This window comes from Alicyclobacillus acidoterrestris, from assembly GCF_022674245.1.
Taxonomy (GTDB): Bacteria; Bacillota; Bacilli; order Alicyclobacillales; family Alicyclobacillaceae; genus Alicyclobacillus; species Alicyclobacillus acidoterrestris.
On record NZ_CP080467.1, the window covers coordinates 2115678 to 2135006 of the forward strand.

The following is a 19329-nucleotide window of genomic DNA, read 5'->3' on the forward strand; positions in this document are numbered from 1 at the left end:
GCGTGCTGATTATTATTTAGTTTGCCTAAGAAAATAATTGTGCGATTTGGAAAAGGGGCGGTATCGATGTTCGAAGACAAGGATCAAACGCCAGCCCACAAGCTGTTTCAGTCATTCATGCGATTTCGCCGCGTTCATTGGCTTGGGCCTCGCGCGTCTGGTCGAAAACCAAGTGATATTCGCGTGCTGTTTGTGATTCGCAGAGGCGAGAAACATCACGCGAGCGGTTATAAGGTTTCAGAGATAAGCGAACTGCTGCATGTCGCTGTGCCGACCGTTACACAACTGATTAAGGGCCTGGAAGCGAGCGGATACGTCGAACGCAGGGTGGATGAATCCGACAAGCGCGTCACCCGGGTTCGATTGACCGAGAAGGGACAGGCCGAAATCGTCAAGGCGAGATCGGAAACGTTACAGTCTTTAAACGGTTTGGTCGAATACCTGGGTGCCGAGCAAAGTGAACAGTTGGCACATTTGCTGGCACAAGTCTGTCAATACTATCAGGGTTCTGAGGAGCGTCTGATGAGCGGGGAGGAACATCGGTGAAAGAGTTGTTGAAAGGGCTCCGACCCCATCGCGTTTCGGTTGCCTGCATTGTCTTCCTGATCTTTTTGCAATGTTTATCGACGGTCTATTTGCCGCATCAGATGTCCGACATTGTGGACATTGGGATTGTTCATGGCGATGTGCCATACATTCTGCGTGTCGGCGGGCTGATGCTTGGTGTGTCGGTAGCGGCCGCGGTCTGTTCGATTACCGCTGGATTTCTTTCCTCTCGCGTGGCTGCATCGTTTGGACGGACACTGCGCAGCAAGGTGTTTCGGCATGTGGAGAATTTTACACTGCACGAGTTTGATCAAATTGGAACCTCATCTCTCATTACTAGAACGACCAATGATATTGCGCAAGTGCAACAATTGGTCAACATGATGTTGAGGTTGATGATACGCGCACCACTGACGGCCATCGGTGGTATCATGATGGCGTTTTATACGGACGCGACGCTAGCGATTGTGGTTGTCGTGGTCATGCCAATTTTGGGCCTCGTCATTTATCTCGTCTACAGTCGTGGCATTACCATGTTTCGAGCGATGCAAAAGAAGATGGATAAGCTCAACCGGGTGGTTCGCGAAAACCTGACCGGGATTCGCGTCATCCGGTCGTTCAACCGGATCGAGTATGAACAAGAGCGGTTCCACCAGGCGAATTTTGATTTGACGAATACGGCGACCAAGGTCAACCAGACAATGGCGTCCTTGACTCCTGCGATGATGATTATCCTCAACTTTTCGACTATCGCCATCGTTTGGTTCGGAGGAATTCGGATTGATCACGGGGATATGCAGATTGGCTCATTAATGGCCTTCATTCAGTACGTTACCCAGATTTTGTTTTCCATCATGATGGTCTCGATGATGTTTTTTGTGATTCCGCGCGCCACTGCATCGGCTGCCCGGATCAATGAAGTGCTGCACATGGTTCCAGAGATTCAAGAGCCGCATCAGCCGGTGCAACCGACTGGGGAAAAGGGCACCATCGCGTTTGAGGATGTGACATTTTCATACCCTGGCGCCGAACACCCGGCGATTGAGCACATTAGCTTTCAGGCGAAACCAGGCCAGGTGACGGCGATTATTGGAGGCACGGGTTCTGGTAAGTCGACTTTAGTCAGTTTGATTCCACGCTTTTACGATGTGGATGCCGGAAGAATCCTAGTGGATGGTGTGGATATTCGGGACATGTCACAACAAGTGTTGCGTCAAAAGATAGGGTTTGTGCCACAGCGCGCCGTCTTGTTCTCCGGCACTGTCGCAGATAACCTTCGCTATGGCAAAGAGGACGCGACAGACGAAGAAATCCGACATGCGGCGGATATTGCGCAGGCTACCTCTTTTATTTTAGAGATGGAAGATGGGTTTGAAGCGCATCTAGATCAGGGTGGCATGAACGTCTCGGGCGGACAAAAGCAGCGATTGTCCATTGCGAGGGCACTTGTTCGCCGTCCTGAGATTTACGTGTTTGACGATAGTTTTTCAGCACTGGATTTTAAGACGGAAGCAAAATTGCAGGCGGCACTGCGCCAAGAACTGCAGGAAGCGACCGTTATTGTCGTCGCGCAGCGCGTCAGTACGGTGATGGATGCGGATCAGATCATCGTGTTGGATGCGGGGCAGGTCGTGGGAATTGGCCGCCATCGCGAATTGCTTGATACGTGTCAGGTATATCAGGAGATTGTATCGTCGCAATTGGCAGAGGAGGAGACAGCATGAGCAAAGACCGCCGCGAACTTCCGCAAATGCGTCCGCCAATGCCGATGGGACGGGGCAATTTCGGTGGGCGGATGCCGGTACAAAAGGCGAAGGACTTCAAGGGGACGCTGCGCCGGCTCATCCGTTATTTTCGGCCGCATCGCTTACGTCTGTTCGTTGTTCTCATCGCGACAATTCTCAGCACCGTGTTTAGCATTATCAGCCCAGACTTGATGGGGCGGGCGACCACCCGGCTGTTTCAAGGAGTGACGCACCATGATCTGCGGTTCGGTCCAATCGTTCACATCCTTGTGATCCTTGCGATTCTGTATCTCTTTAGCGCGGCGTTCACTTATGTCCAGCAATATGTCATGGCAGGCGTTGCCCAGAAGCTCGTATACACACTTCGCCGCGAGGCGAATGAAAAGTTGGCGCGTTTGCCGCTGAAGTTCTTTGATTCGCGTCCAAACGGCGATATCTTAAGTCGTTTTGTCAACGACTTCGACAACATTAGCACCACGTTACAGCAGAGCTTAACTCAGGTGATTGGTTCCATCATCACGTTTCTCGGCGTGATCGTCATGATGCTGACCATCAGCCCGCTGATGACGTTGGTGGTCGTGTTAACCTTGCCGTTGAGCTTGTTGGTTACGCGGTTTGTCGCGAAAAAGTCGCAGAAAAACTTTAAAGCACAGCAAAAATCGCTGGGGCAATTGAACGCCCATGTGGAGGAGATGTACACAGGGCACAAAATTGTCAAGGCGTTTGGCCACGAGGAGAAATCCATCGAGCAGTTTGAGTCGGTCAATGCGCAGTTATATGAGTCCGCGTGGAGATCGCAATTTGTATCTGGTCTGATTATGCCGCTGATGAACTTTATTGGAAACCTAGGATATCTGTTCGTCAGTGTGATTGGCGGCGTGTTGGTCATGCACCGAGCGATTCAAATTGGCGATATTCAGGCGTTTATTCAATACGCTCGTCAATTTTCCCAACCGCTCACGCAGATGTCGAGTATTGCCAACGTTATTCAATCGACGATCGCGTCGGCTGAACGCGTGTTTGAACTCCTCGATGAAGTGGAAGAAGTGGCGGAACCGGCAGATGCACAAGTCATCTCGCAGCCGCAGGGTGACGTGACATTCGAGCACGTGCGGTTTGGTTATCAATCGGATAAGCCGCTTATCCGTGATATGAACATCGACGTCAAACGCGGTCAAATGGTGGCCATTGTTGGGCCGACGGGTGCCGGTAAGACGACCTTGGTCAATCTACTGATGCGGTTTTACGAAGTCGACGCTGGGAAAATCACCATTGATGGGCAGGATATCGCACAACTCAAGCGCGATAATTTGCGGAGCATGTTTGGGATGGTGTTGCAGGATACCTGGTTGTTTCACGGGACGATTCGCGACAACATCGCGTATGGTCGGGAGGGTGCGACAGACGAAGAGGTGATTCAGGCGGCCAAGTCGGCGTTTGCCGATAGGTTTATCCGCACGTTGCCGGATGGTTACGAGACCGTACTCAACGAGGAAGCTTCCAATATCTCGCAGGGCCAGAAGCAATTGCTGACGATTGCGCGGGCGATTTTGAAAGATCCGGCTATCTTGATTTTGGATGAAGCCACGAGCAGTGTGGATACGCGTACGGAGGTTCTGATTCAAAATGCGATGAATGCACTGATGAAGGGGCGTACGAGCTTTGTGATTGCACACCGCCTGTCGACGATTCGCGATGCGGATTTAATTCTTGTGATGAACAAGGGTAGTGTCATTGAACAGGGTACGCACGACGAACTGTTGGCCCGTGGTGGCTTTTACGCGGATTTGTACAATAGCCAGTTCGCATTGCGTGCGGTTACAGGGGCTGTGTGAGAAGCTGATACTTCCATTCATCCTGACCATAGACAGGTATATGAACGATAAAAAGGTGGGGGAACCGGATTTGGCTCTCCCACCTAAAGGCGTTTTGAGTATTTCGTCTCAGTCGGTCATTGTCCGAACTTACCGGATGCGTAATCCTCAAACGCCTGTTTGATTTGCGCCTGGGTGTTCATGACAAATGGGCCGTAGGCGGCAACGGGTTCCTCCACAGGTTGTCCTGCATAGAGTAGCGCCCGGAGTTTTGTTGTGGCAGTCATCTCGAGGAAACTTTCTGCCACGTCTTTGTGTCGGCCTAGCCAAAGGACCTGCTTGGGGTTGCCAAGCTGCCGATTCTCACCGAAATAGCCGCTTCCTTCTAGGATATAAATAAATCCATTGTATCCACCCGGGAGGTTCTCGATTAGCTTGGCGCCTGGCTCTAGTTGGATTTCGAGCATCGTCACAGGAACATGGTTTCGCGTATTGCTCTCTATGCCGCCGGATGACCCGGAGAAAATCCGAACAGTGCCGCCTTCCACATGTCGAATGGGCATGTCAGCACCACGCAAATTCTGATAGCGTGGCTCGGTCATTTTGTTGTGGCTCTGTAAGTTCACCCACAATTGAAGGCTGTGTACGATTTCGCCGGGTGCAGCATCCTCCTGATGAATGACACCGCGACCCGCTGTCATCCATTGCACGTCGCCTGGGGCGAGTTGGCCTTCTCCGAAACGGTTGTCGTAGTGATTGAGCCGGCCTTCAATCACATAGGTCACTGTTTCGATCCCGCGATGTGGATGGACATCAAATGTCCCTTCGGTAAACCAGTCTTCGGCGAGGAACAGGAACGGGTCGTACAGCGCCCAATTTCCCGGTTCGAGGACCATTCCGACTGTATGGTTTTCGCTCTGTTGCTGCGGTTCCACCGTCCAGACGCGTTCAATATGGCGTGCATAAGTTGATTGTGTATCCATCGTAACACACCCTTGTCTTCCGACTACAATCTATCAGACAAGGCAATGTTACCATAGTACCATTAGAAAAGTAACCTGGAAGGCTGTGTCACTTGTCGCCCTCAATATCCGCAATGGTATATATTTCGCGCAACTCGCCATCCATTGCGCAATAGTCTCCGTCACAAATCAGTTCCAATACTTGTCCTTGCATAGGTTGTCCCCTCTCTCCTTGGTATAGTCGATACATATGCACAGAAGGTAGAGAAATAGACCAAATCAATGATAGAGGTATGGTGGCAGTGGAATTTCAAGTTTTGTCGAGCGACGTCGACCGAGTGGGGCGAAAAATACAAAATTCTGACGAATACTGAAGTGCCTGTGATGCTGGTGTCAAGGCCTGTCACATCCGCGCGATTTTCATTATTTTTCGAGAAATAGATTGCTAGTTGCAGGTTTGATTCGCATGCAAATGACGCGCAGTTGCCGCTTGACAAAGCGTTTGGCAACCGCGCGTCATCTGACTTCAGATCATTCGCTTTGAATCGCTAGATCAGCCATTTTGAGGATGGTATCACGAGATCTCGCACCCGCGATAAAGCGAGCTGGATGGCAGAATACGGCGTCGTCGACGCCAATCAGTTGATTCAGTTCAGTTTCCTCTTTCCCGGCCCAAGACGCTGGAAGCGGCTTGCGTGCTTCGAACGAGCCGAGCGCCTTCGGGACGACTTGAATGCGGTATTGTCCGTGTCGGTCAGGGAAGACGACGTACAAGACGGATTGGTCTTGGTCTAGGTCGAACAGCGTCTCTGACCATGGACAGAACGAAGTCAGTTCGAGAATTTCCTTTCTGTCCCGCTTCGTAAATGCCTCTTTTACAATATCGATGGCCGCAATTCGGCCAATTTCCGCGCGCAGGCTGTTATTGAGAATGCTGGTGGCAAATTGGACGGCCTCGTGAAAGGCTTCATCTTCGTCCAAGTCTGAGTTCCAAGGTGGATTAAAGCTGGCGATGAGTTCGGAAATTCCTTTGATTCGGGCGTCGCGGGCGAGATCGACACCATTGTCAATTGCATCGATGGCTTGAATCAACCGTTCATCGATGATTTGTACCACTTTATCTGCATCAGCGCCAGTGTCCAGCCGATCTACGCATTCGTGTCCGAAATCGCGCCAAATGAGGCCAGCGCTGGCGTAGGGGATGCCATTATCGCGATAAACCTTGTCCGTCGAATGATGGTCGTATTTTCCACGCCCTACGTCGACGACAATGTCGCAGTGGCTAAGAATTTGCTCGTCGCGGGAGCGGATGACTTTGGCGTCAGGGTAAAACTGTTTCAAAATGGCGACAGCGAACACTTCGTCCGCGTGAAACTTTCCGTGATGCGTACCAATGACCATGCATTTCATTCCTTACAAGACGATTTGGTGTAACGTGCCTCATCTGGCTGCTCAATTATAAATGAAGAAACTGCGCACGGGGTAACAATGCGAACTGTATTTCGAGTATTCCATCGCATCGGTTGTTCATCCGTCGCGTCGATAAATAAATCACAAACTGCAAGGAGATTCCTGTTGCATTTGCGATTTGTAGGACGTCACGTTCTTGACAAAACCTTCCCATGTGGGATAAGGATATGAATCAACCGAACAAAATGGAAATGACACAGTTTTGTAACGGCACCTGTTGGGCAATGGAGACCACATTAATTGAACTTCTTTGGCGATTTAAGGGACGGTTTTCCATGGATTCGACAAAACTCGCGGTAGAACGCGTTTGCATTAAATTTTAGTCGGGTGATAATATGGGTTGAACCAAGGCACCAGTTATCGCCATGGCGTGAGACGAACAGGAGGAGAAGCTGTGGCCGATTATTTAGTCATCGTCGAATCGCCCGCAAAAGCGAAAACGATTGGAAAGTATTTGGGGAAACGCTATGCAGTGAAAGCCTCCATGGGCCACGTTCGCGATTTGCCCAAGTCGCAGCTCGGCGTCGATGTCGAGCACGATTACCAACCGAAATACATCACCATTCGCGGGAAGGGCGATGTCATCAAGGCCCTCCGCAGTGCCAGCAAAAAGGCGAAGAAAGTGTACCTCGCAGCCGACCCTGACCGCGAAGGGGAAGCGATTGCATGGCATTTACAGCACATTCTCGATTTGAATCCAGACGATTCTTGTCGGGTCGTCTTTCACGAAATTACCAAAGACGCGATTAAAAATGCCTTTAAAAACCCACGCAAGATCAACATGGATGTCGTCAACGCGCAACAGACTCGACGCATTCTCGACCGCCTCGTGGGGTACCGATTGAGCCCGCTGCTCTGGAGAAAAGTGCGCAAAGGATTGTCCGCAGGTCGCGTACAGTCAGTGGCAGTCCGTTTGATTGTGGACAGGGAAAACGAAATTCGCAAATTTCAACCGGAGGAATACTGGACCGTCGACGTCACGTCGCTGGTCGATGGAAAGAAATTAACCTCTCGGTTCTATGGATATGATGAGCAAAAGACGCCACTTCCGAACGAGGAAGCGGTCAACGAGTTACTTGCGCGAATCGGAAATGACGCACTGACAGTCCGCAAGGTCAAGAAATCGGAGCGCAGGCGAAATCCGGCTGCACCGTTCATCACGAGTAGTTTGCAACAGGAAGCGGCGCGCAAGCTCGGTTTCCGGGCCTACAAGACGATGGCGGTCGCGCAACAACTGTACGAAGGGCTCGATATACCAGGAGAAGGCACCGTCGGTTTGATCACCTATATGCGTACAGATTCCACGCGGATTGCGCAGTCGGCCCAAGAAGAGGCGCGCGACTACATTCGGCGTGAATTTGGTGCGGAATACGTGCCGAGTCAACCGCGTCAGTACAGCAAGAACGAAGACGCGCAAGACGCGCACGAAGGCATTCGACCAACGTCGACGCTGCGGCATCCAGATTTGATAAAAGATCATTTGTCGAAGGACCAATATCGACTATACAAGTTAATTTGGGAGCGGTTCGTCGCGAGCCAAATGTCTTCTGCTGTTCTCGACACCACGTCCGTCGACTCCGAGGTGAATGGTGCTTGGTTCCGCGCGACAGGGTCCGTCATTAAATTCCCTGGCTTTATGGCGGTGTACATCGAAGGCAATGACGACCAGGACGACGACGACAAGAGCCGTCTGTTGCCGCCAGTGTCTGAGGGGCAAGTGTTGAAAACACAAAAGGTCACACCGGAGCAGCATTTCACACAACCACCTCCGCGTTATTCTGAATCGAGCCTCGTGAAGGCGATGGAGGAGTTGGGGATTGGCCGCCCGAGTACCTACGCACCGACGATTGACACGATTTTGAAGCGCGGCTACGTTGTTTTGGAGCAAAAGCGCTTTGTTCCGACAGAGCTCGGGGAAATCGTGGTGGAGTTGCTGGTCGAGAACTTTAAACAGTTAATCGACGTGGATTTTACGGCGAACCTGGAAGGTGAGCTCGACGCAGTCGAAGACGGTGAGGCGGACTGGGTCAAATTGTTGGATGAGTTCTATCACGCGTTTGAAAAGGACTTAGAACACGCGGAGAGCTCTCTCGAACACGTTGAAATCAAAGATGAAGAGTCGGATGTGCCGTGTGACAAGTGCGGCCGGATGATGGTGTACAAGAATGGCCGCTATGGCAAGTTTCTCGCATGTCCGGGATTTCCTGAGTGCCGGAACACGAAGCCGATTACGAAAGAAGTGGGCGTCAACTGTCCGAAATGTGATAAGCCGCTGGTTGAACGGCGTGGTAAACGGCGCAAAGTGTTCTATGGGTGCAGCGGCTATCCCGAGTGTGACTATGTGCTATGGCAAAAGCCTACGGGTCAACTGTGCCCGATTTGCTCACATCCGTTAGTTGAAAAGCAGTCTCGCGGTAAAGTGACGGTTGTCTGCAGTAATGAAAAAGCACACCCACACGCAGCGCCTCTGGAGGAAGAGAGCAAGCGAAAGTCGTCTTAAGATGGATAAAAGGGAGCGTCTGATTTGACAAATTTGAAAGTGACTGTAATTGGCGCGGGGCTGGCCGGATCGGAAGCCGCATGGCAAGCCGCTGAGGCGGGCGCCGAAGTGACGTTGTACGAGATGCGGCCGGTCAAACAGACACCAGCGCACCACACGCAGGAATTTGCGGAACTGGTTTGTACGAATTCATTGCGAGCTGCCGCTATCACGAATGCGGTTGGTTTGCTCAAGGAGGAAATGCGGCGCCTGAATTCGGTCATCATTCGCGCGGCAGATGAGCACAGTGTCCCGGCTGGCGGTGCGCTGGCGGTGGACCGGGAGCGATTTTCCGCGCGCGTGACCGAGTTGGTTGGCGGGCACCCCAATGTCACGGTGCGCCGTGAAGAGGTGACGAGCATCCCGACGGACGGAATTACCATCGTGGCGACGGGGCCGCTGACGTCGCAAGCGTTGTCGGAGGACATTCGACGCTTTATTGGTCAGGACTACTTGTACTTCTTTGACGCTGCTGCACCGATTGTCACCAAGGAATCGGTGGACATGGATAAGGTGTTTTTGCAATCGCGTTACGATAAAGGCGAGGCGGCGTACTTGAATTGCCCGATGGACGAGGAGCAGTTTGAGGCGTTTTACGACGCACTGATTCATGCGGAGCGCGCGTCGCTGAAGGATTTTGAGGAAGAGCGGTACTTTGAGGGATGTATGCCGATTGAAGTCATGGCTGAGCGGGGTAAACAAACCCTGTTGTTTGGTCCCATGAAGCCAGTCGGATTGAGAGATCCGCGTACGGGCAAACGACCGCATGCCGTCGTGCAACTGCGCCAGGATAATGGCGCTGCCACCTTGTTTAACTTGGTTGGGTTTCAGACTCACCTCAAGTGGGGAGAGCAAAAACGCGTATTTGGTATGATTCCAGGGCTTGAGAATGCAGAAATCGTGCGTTACGGCGTCATGCACCGGAATACCTATATTAATAGTCCTCGAGTTTTACAGCCGACTTATCAGACGAAGGCGCGGGAGAATTTGTTTTTTGCAGGGCAAATTACTGGCGTCGAGGGCTATGTCGAATCGGCGGCAGCTGGTTTGATTGCGGGGTTGAACGCGGCGCGTGTGGCGGCGAATAAGGAGCCTGTGACGATGCCACAGGTCACGGCTATCGGCAGTCTCGCGCACTATATCACGCATACGTCCGCGGACAACTTTCAGCCGATGAATGCGACATTTGGTTTATTTCCGCCGCTTGAGGAACGATTCAAAGACAAGCGGGCTCGCAATCAGGCGCACGCCGACAGAGCGTTGGCGGCGCTCGCCCGTGAAATTGAAACGTTGAAGGTGTAATTTGATGGATTTGCAGGCGTGCAAAACTTCGTTTCTTAGCGCGCGTCGACAAAAGTGGAGTCAACGTACGTTGACTGCGTATGAGAAGGATTTGGCGCTCTTACTCGACTATCTCAAAACGCATGGCGTGACTGAACCCAAAGAAATCACTGTAAAGCGATTGCGGGGCTTTTTAGCAGGGGAAATGATGCGCGGCGTCAGTAAAGCGTCGGTCGCTCGACGATTGTCGTGTTATCGTTCCTTTTTTGACTATCTTGAACAAAATGAGCTGGTGACGGCGAACGTAGCGCGCGCATTGGCCTTGCCCAAAAAAGATAAAACCATTCCGAAGTATTTCTATCATGAGGAGGTCTCGACACTCCTGAATCACATTGATGGCGACTCGTTCGCGGATGTGCGGGATCGGGCGTTGCTCGAGTTCATCTACGCAACGGGTGTGCGCGTCAGTGAGTGTGTAGCGCTCGACGTCGGCGATATTTCTCTCGAAGATCAATTGGCGCTCGTCTTCGGCAAAGGTGCGAAGGAGCGGTATGTCATCGTCGGTTCGGCTGCGCGTGAAGCACTTAGACGGTATCTGCAGATGCGGGCGCGCGTCGCGCGGACAAACGCGCTGTTCGTCAACGCGCGTGGTGGCCGCCTGACAGACAGGAGTGTGCGCAGGGTACTGGATAAGCGCATCGCGGAGGTGCCCGGTTTGCGCAAACTCAGTCCGCATGGATTGCGTCACACGTTTGCGACCCATTTGCTCGATGGTGGCGCCGACTTGCGCAGCGTTCAGGAATTGCTTGGGCATGCAAGTTTATCGAGTACACAAATTTACACGCACACTTCGCGCGAGCGATTGACGCGCGTGTATCAAGACAGCCACCCACGGTCAGAGCGGCCGAGGGGCGAATGAAAGGATGTGCCAAGGTGGATTTAACGATGCATGCCACGACGATATTTGCGGTATTGAAAGACGGCAAAGGGGCTATGGCCGGAGATGGTCAGGTCACGCTTGGAAACAGTATGATTATGAAACAGGGCGCGCGCAAAGTGCGCCGTCTCTACCATGGTAAAGTCGTTGCGGGCTTTGCCGGATCGGTCGCCGACGCATTTACCCTGTTTGAGAAGTTTGAGAAGCGCCTTGAGGAATACCAAGGGAATCTGCAGCGCGCTGCGGTGGAGTTGGCGCAAGAATGGCGATCCGATAAAGTGTTGCACAAATTGGAAGCCATGCTGCTTGTGATGAACGAGGATGATTTATTCATCGTCTCTGGCGGCGGTGAAGTGATTCAGCCGGATGACGGCATTTGCGCCATTGGGTCTGGTGGCGCGTTTGCGCTTTCCGCCGGTCGGGCGTTAGCGCGCAACACCGATTTGCCCGCAGAGCAAATCGCCAAAAAGGCACTCGAAATTGCGTCGGAGATCTGTGTGTTTACGAATGATCATATCATTGTGGAAACTGTCGGTTGAGGATACGTATGACTTTGGGGGTTGTAAACCTTCGAGGTTCAGGGAGGGAATTTCGTGTCTATTGAGAACGAATTGACACCGCGCCAAATTGTGGAGCACTTGGATAAATATATTGTTGGTCAACGTGGCGCGAAGCGAGCAGTGGCTGTGGCGCTTCGCAATCGCGCCCGCCGTGCACAATTGCCACCAGATTTGCAGGCTGAAGTCACACCAAAAAACATCCTGATGATTGGTCCGACCGGCGTCGGGAAGACGGAAATTGCGCGGCGCTTGGCAAAACTCGTCGGGGCGCCGTTTATCAAGGTGGAAGCTACGAAGTTTACCGAAGTCGGTTACGTGGGGCGCGATGTCGAGGCGATGGTGCGAGATCTCGTCGAGACGGCGGTTCGCATGGTCAAAGCCGAACATGCACAAAAGGTGCAGAAGGAAGCTGAGGAGCGGGCGAATGATCGCATTGTCGACGCACTGGTGCCAGACCCGAACGCGCGCCGCAAGATGGGGAATCCGTTTGAAATGCTGTTTGGTGGCGCGAACCAGTCGGATCGGCCATCGCACGAAGCCAGTTCTGAGTCCGTTCGCGAAGAGCGGCGACGGATGCGACATAAATTGGATATGGGTGAACTCGAGGACCACTACGTGGAGATTGACGTAGAGGAGCAGTCGAATGGAATGTCGCTTGGCTTTATGCCGGGAATGGGTCCGGAGGGACTTGGCAACATCCAAGAGGCACTTGGGAATCTGTTGCCCAAGCAGACGCGCAAGCGCAAAATGACGGTGCGCGAGGCGCGAAAGGTGCTCACGCAGGAAGAGGCGGGTCGCTTAGTCGATGCGGATGCGGTCAACGCCGAAGCGATTTACCGCGCGGAGAACCAGGGCATCATCTTCATTGACGAGATGGATAAAATCGCCGGCAAAGAGCAACGCGGGGCGGATGTCTCTCGCGAGGGCGTACAACGTGATATTTTGCCGATTGTCGAGGGATCGACCGTCACCACGAAATATGGCGCGGTGAAGACCGACTACATGTTGTTTATTGGCGCTGGCGCGTTTCATGTGGCAAAGCCATCTGATCTGATTCCGGAGTTGCAGGGGCGTTTCCCGATTCGCGTCGAGTTGGAGCCGTTGACGGCAGAGGACTTCGAACGGATTTTGCGCGAGCCGGAGCATTCGTTGCTCAAGCAGTATGCAGCGCTCTTGGAGACAGAAGGGATTTCCGTCAAGTTTACGGACGATGCGATTGAGCGAATTGCGCAGATGGCCCAGCAGGTCAACCAGGATACCGAGAACATCGGGGCTCGACGCTTGCATACGCTGGTCGAAAAAGTTCTCGAGGATTTGTCGTTTGAAGCGCCGGATGTCAACCTCGAATCGATTTCCATCACGGCTGCCTATGTCGACGAAAAGCTGCAAACTATCGTCAAAAATAGAGATGTGAGTCAATTCATTTTGTGAGTTTATGGGTAGAAACATATGAACGATTGATAGGGTGGGTAAACGGCAACCGCGATATGCCTAGTGTAATCGCGGTTGCCGTTTTGTGATCAGTCCGTGAACAGCGGGAATTTTTTACCGTCGCTAAAATTCCATGTGCAGGATTATGACAAGATTCGACGAATCATTACACTTGTCGTCGAAATAGGAAACCGTGTGGATGGGGTATGTAGAGTGAATACGATGCAGTTATTGCAAATGTCGCTCGACGCGGCGACACTACGTCAACAGGTGTATGCGAACAATATCGCGAATGCTGAAACGCCAAATTACAAACGACAGGATGTCGCTTTTGAAACGTATTTTCAACAGGCGTTGACCGCGAATCCAACCGAGATGATGGGGGAGCAGCATATCCCTTTGTCCTCCTCGGACCAGGTCAATAACTTGCCAGATGTAGAACCCACTGTGTATACGGACACGAGTTCAACCGTCAATAACAATGGCAACAACGTTGACTTAACTTCGGAAATGGTCGATATCGCGGAAAATCAGGTCAAATATGAAGTGCTCGCGCAGGATGTGTCAATGCGACTCCAACGCTTGGGTACGGCTATACAAGGAGGTTGATGAGCGGTGATTGATACGTCGAGCATGAATATTGCTGCGAGCGGATTAAATGCCAACCAACTTTGGCTCAATGTGATTGCGAATAACATTGCGAACGCCAACACGACGCGCACGCCCCAGGGTGGGCCGTATCGCCGAGAGATTGTAAACTTCGCGCCGGCGACCGGACAATCATCGTTTCAAAATGTGCTGGGACAAGCCATCGGGACCAACGATGCAGGTGTTCAGGTGACGTCCATCACGCAGGATACGGGTCCCCTGAAGTCCGTCTATGATCCGACGAATCCAGACGCTGTCAACGGGTATGTTCAAATGCCAAACGTCGACATTTCGACGGAGATGGTGGACATGATTACCGCTTCACGGGCGTATGAGGCGAACTCGACAGCTTTTGACGCGGCAAAGCAGATGGATTTGGATGCATTGAACATCGGGAAGTAAGGAGTGACACGCGATGGCGATACAAGCAGTTCAGTCCGTGCTGTCTGGTGCGGTTGGTCAAACGTCTCCCGCGCAGTCTGCGGGCGCTTCACAGACGAGCTTTTCGGACTTTCTCTCCAAAGAGTTAGATAAGGTGAATGAAGTTGGTGCGACGGCCGACCAAATGGCACAGTCTTACGCGACAGGCGGGACGGTTACGGCAACGCAGTTGATGATTGCCGAGCAACAGGCCTCCTTAGCGGTCGACATGGTCTCACAAGTGGCGAGCAAAGTCACGAGTGCCTATCAGACAGTCATGAACATGCAGATTTGACAGCGATAGATAGAGGGTGAACGAACTTGAACGAAACCCTGCGTGGGATGTGGACGCGGGTTGTTGACCGCTGGAAGTCTGTGTCACCCAATATGCGCCGCAATGTCATTATTATTGCGGTGGCGGTACTCGCGGCGCTGTCTGCGCTTTTGTGGATTGTATCGCGGCCGCATTATGTCATGGTGATGAGCGGTTTGGACGATAAGTCGTTAGGGCAAGTCCAGACCCAGTTGCAGACGTTGAAAATCCCGAATGAAATTGAGGGTAGTTCCGTCTTGGTCCCTGCAAAGGATGCCAATGAAGCCCGTGTGCAACTTGCGGAAGCGGGTCTGCCCCAATCCGGCTACATCGGTTACTCGGGCGTCAGCAATTCGATGGGGATGACGCAGGACGAATTTAATATTCAGGTTTTGGATGCATTGCAGCAAAGTTTGAATGAGACGATTTCGAGCATCGACGGCGTTGAGTCGGCACAGGTACATATTGTGATGCCTCAGCAGCAGTTGTTCGTCAGTCAAACGACGCAGGATGCAAAAGCGTCTGTCTTTGTCACGCTTGGCAACGGTGTTCAATTGTCGGCTACGCAGGTCGCTGGTATTCAGCAACTCGTGGCGCACTCTGTGCAAGGGCTCAGTGTAAACAATGTGAGCGTCGTCGATCAAAACGGGAACACGTTGTCCAATCCGGATGGTGCTGCGGACGCTTCAACTGTCGGCGGAGCGTCGTCAGAACTGGCATTGCGTCAGAGTGTCGAAAACGACATGACCGAGAAACTGACAAGTGGGTTACAACAAATTGTCGGTGCAGGCAACGCTGTCGTCGTGGTGCACGCGAATGTGACGTTTAATCAGACAAAGAGTCAGTCTCACGTATTGCAAAATGCGCCGAACTCTACGAGCGGGTTTGTCACGAGTCAAAACCAGGAGAAATCTCAGTCGACGAATACGAACGGCCAAGCGGGTGGCCCTGCCGGTCAGGCGGGATCAAATCCGAATAGTACGACTTCGTACGGTGCTTCAAGTTCCACGGCGGGGAATTCGACGTCTTCTGAGTCGAATACGACGACGAACTACGACTATAGTTATGAAAACCAGACGACCACCGATGATCCGATGCAGATTCAGGGGTATAAAGTGGGCGTGTTGTTGAATAGCAACGACAAGGCAATGACGCCGGCCGAAGTTCAGAAAATCAAGTCGTTTGTGACCAATTTGGTGGGTCAAAGTCCGACGACCCAGGGCGCGAACACGGTATCCGTATCGACTGTTCCGTTTGCACAAAGTGCTGTGGCACCATCGCAATCCAAATCGAACTGGATTCTCTATGTGGTCTTAGGTCTTCTGGCCGCATTGGTTGGTGGCTTTGTTCTCTGGTGGCGGCGCAAACGGGCTGGCGGCAATGGCCCGACAGATGTCCCAGCTAGAATTCAAGATGCCTACGACGAGCAATTAGAAGAGTTGCCACCGACGGAAGACGAGATGTTGATGAGTCAGTTGGTCAATATGGCACGGCAGCGTCCAGATGATTTCGCGAGTTTGTTGAGAAGTTGGCTGTCTGAGTAATACGTACGAATTTTGAAACGCGGAGGCGATGAGTGTGCAACGCCAGAGGACCTTAACCGGTCGACAGAAGGCCGCAGTCCTTCTCATCGCGCTTGGACAAGATGTTGCGGCCAGTGTTTTCAAGCGGCTGTCGCAGGAAGAGGTCGAACAACTGACATTTGAAATTGCCAATGTCAGCAAAGTGAATTTCGAGCAGCGGGAAAATATCCTCCAGGAATTTCGCGATCTCGCCATGGCCCGAGAGTACATTCAGACCGGCGGTATCGCGTATGCGCGCGAGGTGCTCGAGAAGGCCCTTGGCGGCAAGGAGGCCGAGGACATCCTCAATCGCCTGACCTCTGCGCTCCAAGTGCGTCCCTTTCACTTCGCGAGGAAGGCGGACCCGAATCAGGTTCTCGGGTTTATTCAGGATGAACATCCACAGACGGTCGCACTTGTACTTTCCTATTTAGATCCGGAACAGGCGGCCATGATTATGGCCGCACTGCCTGCAGAACTGCAGGCGGACGTCGCCCGCCGAATTGCCACAATGAAGGGAACCTCTCCAGAGGTCATCGCGGAAGTGGAGGATATCCTGGAGTCGAAGTTGTCTGCGATGACTACGGTGGATAGCGCCCAGGCTGGCGGTATTGAAGCGATTGTCAAGATTTTGAACGGCGTCGATAGGAGTACAGAAAAGGGTATTCTCGAACAACTGTCGGTGAAAGACCCAGATCTGGTTGACGAGATCAAAAAGCGGATGTTTGTCTTCGAGGACATTATCTTCCTCGACAGCAAAGCGATACAGCGCGTAATCCGCGAAGTGGACGCGAGAGATCTCCAGTTGGCACTGAAAGTCTCGCGGGATGATGTGAAGGAGATTTTGTTCAACAACATGTCGAAGCGGATGGCCGAAACCTTCCAGGAAGACATGGAGTACATGGGCCCAGTTCGCCTCCGTGACGTCGAGGATGCACAGCAGCGGATTGTTGGCGTCATTCGACACCTCGAGGATCTCGGTGAAATTGTCGTATCTCGTGGTGGAGGTGACGACATCATTGTCTAACGTGTTCAAACGCGTGTCGTCGACCTGGCTTCCCGGGGGCAAGCAGCCGATTCCCATCGCGGTTGCAGGGTTTAGCGAAGAGGTAGCCGCCACGGTGGAGCGTGGCGAGGTGAGCGAACCAGTCGTCCATCCGGACACGCTGCTCGCAGAAGCCAGAGCTGCGTGTGAACAAATGCTGGCAAGGGCGGAAGTCGAGGCGCAAGCTGCGATTGCGGCGGCTCAGGTCGAGGCCCAGGAGATTCGACGGGCAGCGCAGCAGGCGGGCTACGACGAAGGGTTTCGGCAAGGCCAAGAGGAAGCTGCGATAGCCTTTGCAGAGTGGAAGCAAAAGGAGCAAGCCGCACTGACGCAGCTGGCCGAACAGATTGAGGCCGGTCGCAGTGAGCGCCTGCACGCGTTACAACCCATTGTCGAGGAACTGGCAATGGCTGCAGTGAAAAAATTGCTGTATCGAGAACTGGCCCTGGCTCCCGCTGATATCGGGGCGATGGTTGAAGATCTCTTGGTCTATGTCAGCCAAGGCACGTCCGTGCAAGTTCGTGTACATCCCGACGATTACGCGGCGGCTCGTCAAGCGCATCCGCGGTGGAAGTTGGAAAACTACGGCGAGTGGGAGATTGCGGTTGTGCCGGATCCGACGCTTGCGCCCGGCGATTGTGAGTTGCGGGGAACGGCTGGGCGCGTCGACGGCACGTTGAAAACCCGGCTTGAGGAGCTGCATCAGGCGTTGCGCGACTGCATGCGTGGTCAGGGAGAGATGGACGATGGAAGCCGGGCTTAAAAGCTTTCTCGAGCAATTGCCCTCCACGAAACTGGCGAAGGTCTATGGAAAAGTGACCAAAGTGGTCGGTATGACCATCGAATCGAGTGGCCCGCTTTCTAATCTCGGTGACATCTGCGTGATTTATGGTAAGCAGTCGCAATGTCGCGCGGAGGTCATCGGCTTTCGCGAGGGGTACTTGATTCTCGTGCCGCTCGGTGAAATGGGGGATATCGGCCCAGGCGCAGATGTTTTGGCGATGCACGGGCGATTGGCGGTGCATTGTGGCGCAGGGTTGCTTGGACGGATAGTCAACGGACTAGGGGAACCGATGGATGGGCTTGGCCCACTGTGCGATGTCTTCACCCGGGAAGTTGAACAGGCGCCGTTGCATCCATTGCGTCGCCGGCGCATTGAGCGTCCCATTCAGACCGGGGTTCGCGTGATTGATGGCTTGCTCACTATCGGTGATGGTCAGCGCGTTGGAATTTTTGCTGGCAGCGGCGTCGGCAAGAGCACGCTTTTGTCGATGATTGCGCGAGGTACGGAGGCTGATGTCAACGTCATCGCATTGGTCGGTGAACGCGGTCGAGAGGTGCGCGAGTTTATCGAGCGGGACCTCGGAGAAACAGGACTTAAGCGCAGCGTCGTGGTCGTTGCAACGTCTGACCAACCTGCGTTGATTCGGCTGAAGGCCGCCTATGTGGCGACCACCATTGCTGAATACTTTCGCGACGAAGGCATGCACGTCAACTTCATGATGGACTCGGTTACGCGCTTTGCCATGGCGCAGCGTGAGGTCGGGTTGGCGGCAGGTGAGCCGCCGACTGCTCGCGGGTACACGCCATCTGTGTTTGCGGCGCTCCCAAAGTTGCTGGAACGCACGGGTCCCGGTGAATCGGGCACCATCACGGCGTTTTACACGGTGCTCGTCGATGGGGATGACATGAATGACCCGATTGCCGATACCGTTCGCGGAATTCTCGACGGACATATCGTGCTATCTAGAAAGCTCGCGAATGCAGGACATTTCCCGTCGGTTGACGTATTGAGCAGTGTGTCTCGGCTGTTTTCGACAGTTGCCGACAAACGGCATCAGGAAGCAGCCAAACAAGCCCGAACGTGGCTTAGCCGGTATCGCGATGTGGAGGATTTGTTGCGGATCGGTGCGTATCGGCAGGGAGCGGATAGGGATACCGATCTCGCCATTGAGAAAGTCCCTGATGTCAACCAACTTCTAGTTCAAGAGACAGATGATTTGACGGAAATTGCGACGACCGTGGAGCGGCTCGCGCAAGTGACGGGGGTGTAAGG

Annotated in this window: 17 protein-coding genes; 15 read left to right on the plus strand and 2 right to left on the minus strand. The window is 53.1% G+C overall.

Annotated elements, in window-relative coordinates:
- Positions 1-66 precede the first annotated feature (66 nt).
- The 3 genes from K1I37_RS10000 to K1I37_RS10010 are packed head-to-tail and all read left to right on the plus strand — an operon-like array spanning position 67 to position 4126.
- Positions 67-546, plus strand: coding sequence for a MarR family winged helix-turn-helix transcriptional regulator (locus K1I37_RS10000; protein ID WP_021296483.1), 480 nt, complete (start codon positions 67-69; stop codon positions 544-546).
- Positions 543-2270: an ABC transporter ATP-binding protein gene (locus K1I37_RS10005; protein ID WP_021296482.1), complete on the plus strand. Its 1728-nt coding sequence runs from the start codon at positions 543-545 to the stop codon at positions 2268-2270. Before K1I37_RS10000 ends, K1I37_RS10005 begins: the two co-directional genes overlap by 4 nt.
- Positions 2267-4126 (plus strand): ABC transporter ATP-binding protein, encoded by a 1860-nt coding sequence (locus K1I37_RS10010; RefSeq protein ID WP_021296481.1) that lies wholly within the window; start codon positions 2267-2269, stop codon positions 4124-4126. Before K1I37_RS10005 ends, K1I37_RS10010 begins: the two co-directional genes overlap by 4 nt.
- 116 nt (positions 4127-4242) lie before the next feature.
- Here K1I37_RS10010 and K1I37_RS10015 read toward each other — a convergent pair whose 3' ends face one another.
- Together K1I37_RS10015 and K1I37_RS10020 are read right to left on the minus strand one after the other, a co-directional pair.
- A complete protein-coding gene (locus tag K1I37_RS10015) occupies positions 4243-5088 on the minus strand; it encodes a pirin family protein (protein ID WP_021296480.1) in 846 nt (281 codons plus the stop codon).
- 510 nt (positions 5089-5598) lie between these two features.
- Positions 5599-6468 (minus strand): MYG1 family protein, encoded by an 870-nt coding sequence (locus tag K1I37_RS10020; protein ID WP_021296478.1) that lies wholly within the window; start codon positions 6466-6468, stop codon positions 5599-5601.
- A gap of 463 nt (positions 6469-6931) precedes the next feature.
- On the opposite strand from K1I37_RS10020, the gene topA reads away from it, so the two are divergent.
- The 12 genes from topA to K1I37_RS10080 all read left to right on the plus strand — a co-directional run bounded on the left by topA (position 6932) and on the right by K1I37_RS10080 (position 19327).
- Positions 6932-9037, plus strand: coding sequence for a type I DNA topoisomerase (topA, locus tag K1I37_RS10025; RefSeq protein WP_021296476.1), 2106 nt, complete (start codon positions 6932-6934; stop codon positions 9035-9037).
- A gap of 33 nt (positions 9038-9070) precedes the next feature.
- On the plus strand, positions 9071-10378 hold the full coding sequence (trmFO, locus tag K1I37_RS10030; RefSeq protein ID WP_031218612.1) for an FADH(2)-oxidizing methylenetetrahydrofolate--tRNA-(uracil(54)-C(5))-methyltransferase TrmFO: 1308 nt from the start codon (positions 9071-9073) through the stop codon (positions 10376-10378).
- A gap of 4 nt (positions 10379-10382) precedes the next feature.
- The gene (gene xerA, locus K1I37_RS10035) at positions 10383-11276 is read left to right on the plus strand and encodes a site-specific tyrosine recombinase/integron integrase (protein WP_021296474.1); all 894 of its coding nucleotides are present in this window, start codon (positions 10383-10385) and stop codon (positions 11274-11276) included.
- A gap of 26 nt (positions 11277-11302) precedes the next feature.
- Complete coding sequence (gene hslV / locus K1I37_RS10040) at positions 11303-11833, plus strand: ATP-dependent protease subunit HslV (protein ID WP_021296473.1); 531 nt, start codon at positions 11303-11305, stop codon at positions 11831-11833.
- 60 nt (positions 11834-11893) lie between these two features.
- Entirely contained in the window at positions 11894-13285 is a 1392-nt protein-coding gene (gene hslU / locus K1I37_RS10045; RefSeq protein ID WP_031218607.1) for an ATP-dependent protease ATPase subunit HslU, read from the plus strand.
- 222 nt (positions 13286-13507) lie between these two features.
- On the plus strand, positions 13508-13894 hold the full coding sequence (gene flgB, locus K1I37_RS10050) for a flagellar basal body rod protein FlgB (protein ID WP_031218605.1): 387 nt from the start codon (positions 13508-13510) through the stop codon (positions 13892-13894).
- Between the two features lie 6 nt (positions 13895-13900).
- On the plus strand, positions 13901-14335 hold the full coding sequence (gene flgC, locus K1I37_RS10055) for a flagellar basal body rod protein FlgC (RefSeq protein WP_021296470.1): 435 nt from the start codon (positions 13901-13903) through the stop codon (positions 14333-14335).
- A gap of 13 nt (positions 14336-14348) precedes the next feature.
- Positions 14349-14648, plus strand: a complete 300-nt coding sequence (gene fliE / locus K1I37_RS10060) for a flagellar hook-basal body complex protein FliE (protein WP_021296469.1) — start codon at positions 14349-14351, stop codon at positions 14646-14648.
- Between the two features lie 26 nt (positions 14649-14674).
- Positions 14675-16210, plus strand: coding sequence for a flagellar basal-body MS-ring/collar protein FliF (gene fliF, locus K1I37_RS10065; protein WP_021296468.1), 1536 nt, complete (start codon positions 14675-14677; stop codon positions 16208-16210).
- 28 nt (positions 16211-16238) lie between these two features.
- A complete protein-coding gene (fliG, locus tag K1I37_RS10070) occupies positions 16239-17255 on the plus strand; it encodes a flagellar motor switch protein FliG (RefSeq protein WP_031218603.1) in 1017 nt (338 codons plus the stop codon).
- Between the two features lies 1 nt (position 17256).
- Entirely contained in the window at positions 17257-18036 is a 780-nt protein-coding gene (locus K1I37_RS10075) for a FliH/SctL family protein (protein ID WP_236613875.1), read from the plus strand.
- Positions 18020-19327, plus strand: coding sequence for a FliI/YscN family ATPase (locus K1I37_RS10080; protein WP_021296465.1), 1308 nt, complete (start codon positions 18020-18022; stop codon positions 19325-19327). The genes K1I37_RS10075 and K1I37_RS10080 overlap by 17 nt, the downstream gene beginning before the upstream one ends.
- Positions 19328-19329: the final 2 nt, after the last annotated feature.

What these genes read in the sequence shown, in the direction of transcription:
- K1I37_RS10000 (WP_021296483.1), top strand. Translation starts at nt 67, where the DNA reads ATGTTCGAAGACAAGGATCAAACGCCAGCCCACAAGCTGTTTCAGTCA.
- K1I37_RS10010 (WP_021296481.1), top strand. Translation starts at nt 2,267, where the DNA reads ATGAGCAAAGACCGCCGCGAACTTCCGCAAATGCGTCCGCCAATGCCG.
- K1I37_RS10015 (WP_021296480.1), bottom strand. Translation starts at nt 5,088, where the DNA reads ATGGATACACAATCAACTTATGCACGCCATATTGAACGCGTCTGGACG.
- K1I37_RS10020 (WP_021296478.1), bottom strand. Translation starts at nt 6,468, where the DNA reads ATGGTCATTGGTACGCATCACGGAAAGTTTCACGCGGACGAAGTGTTC.
- xerA (WP_021296474.1), top strand. Translation starts at nt 10,383, where the DNA reads ATGGATTTGCAGGCGTGCAAAACTTCGTTTCTTAGCGCGCGTCGACAA.
- hslV (WP_021296473.1), top strand. Translation starts at nt 11,303, where the DNA reads ATGCATGCCACGACGATATTTGCGGTATTGAAAGACGGCAAAGGGGCT.
- flgB (WP_031218605.1), top strand. Translation starts at nt 13,508, where the DNA reads ATGCAGTTATTGCAAATGTCGCTCGACGCGGCGACACTACGTCAACAG.
- fliE (WP_021296469.1), top strand. Translation starts at nt 14,349, where the DNA reads ATGGCGATACAAGCAGTTCAGTCCGTGCTGTCTGGTGCGGTTGGTCAA.
- fliG (WP_031218603.1), top strand. Translation starts at nt 16,239, where the DNA reads ATGAGTGTGCAACGCCAGAGGACCTTAACCGGTCGACAGAAGGCCGCA.
- K1I37_RS10080 (WP_021296465.1), top strand. Translation starts at nt 18,020, where the DNA reads ATGGAAGCCGGGCTTAAAAGCTTTCTCGAGCAATTGCCCTCCACGAAA.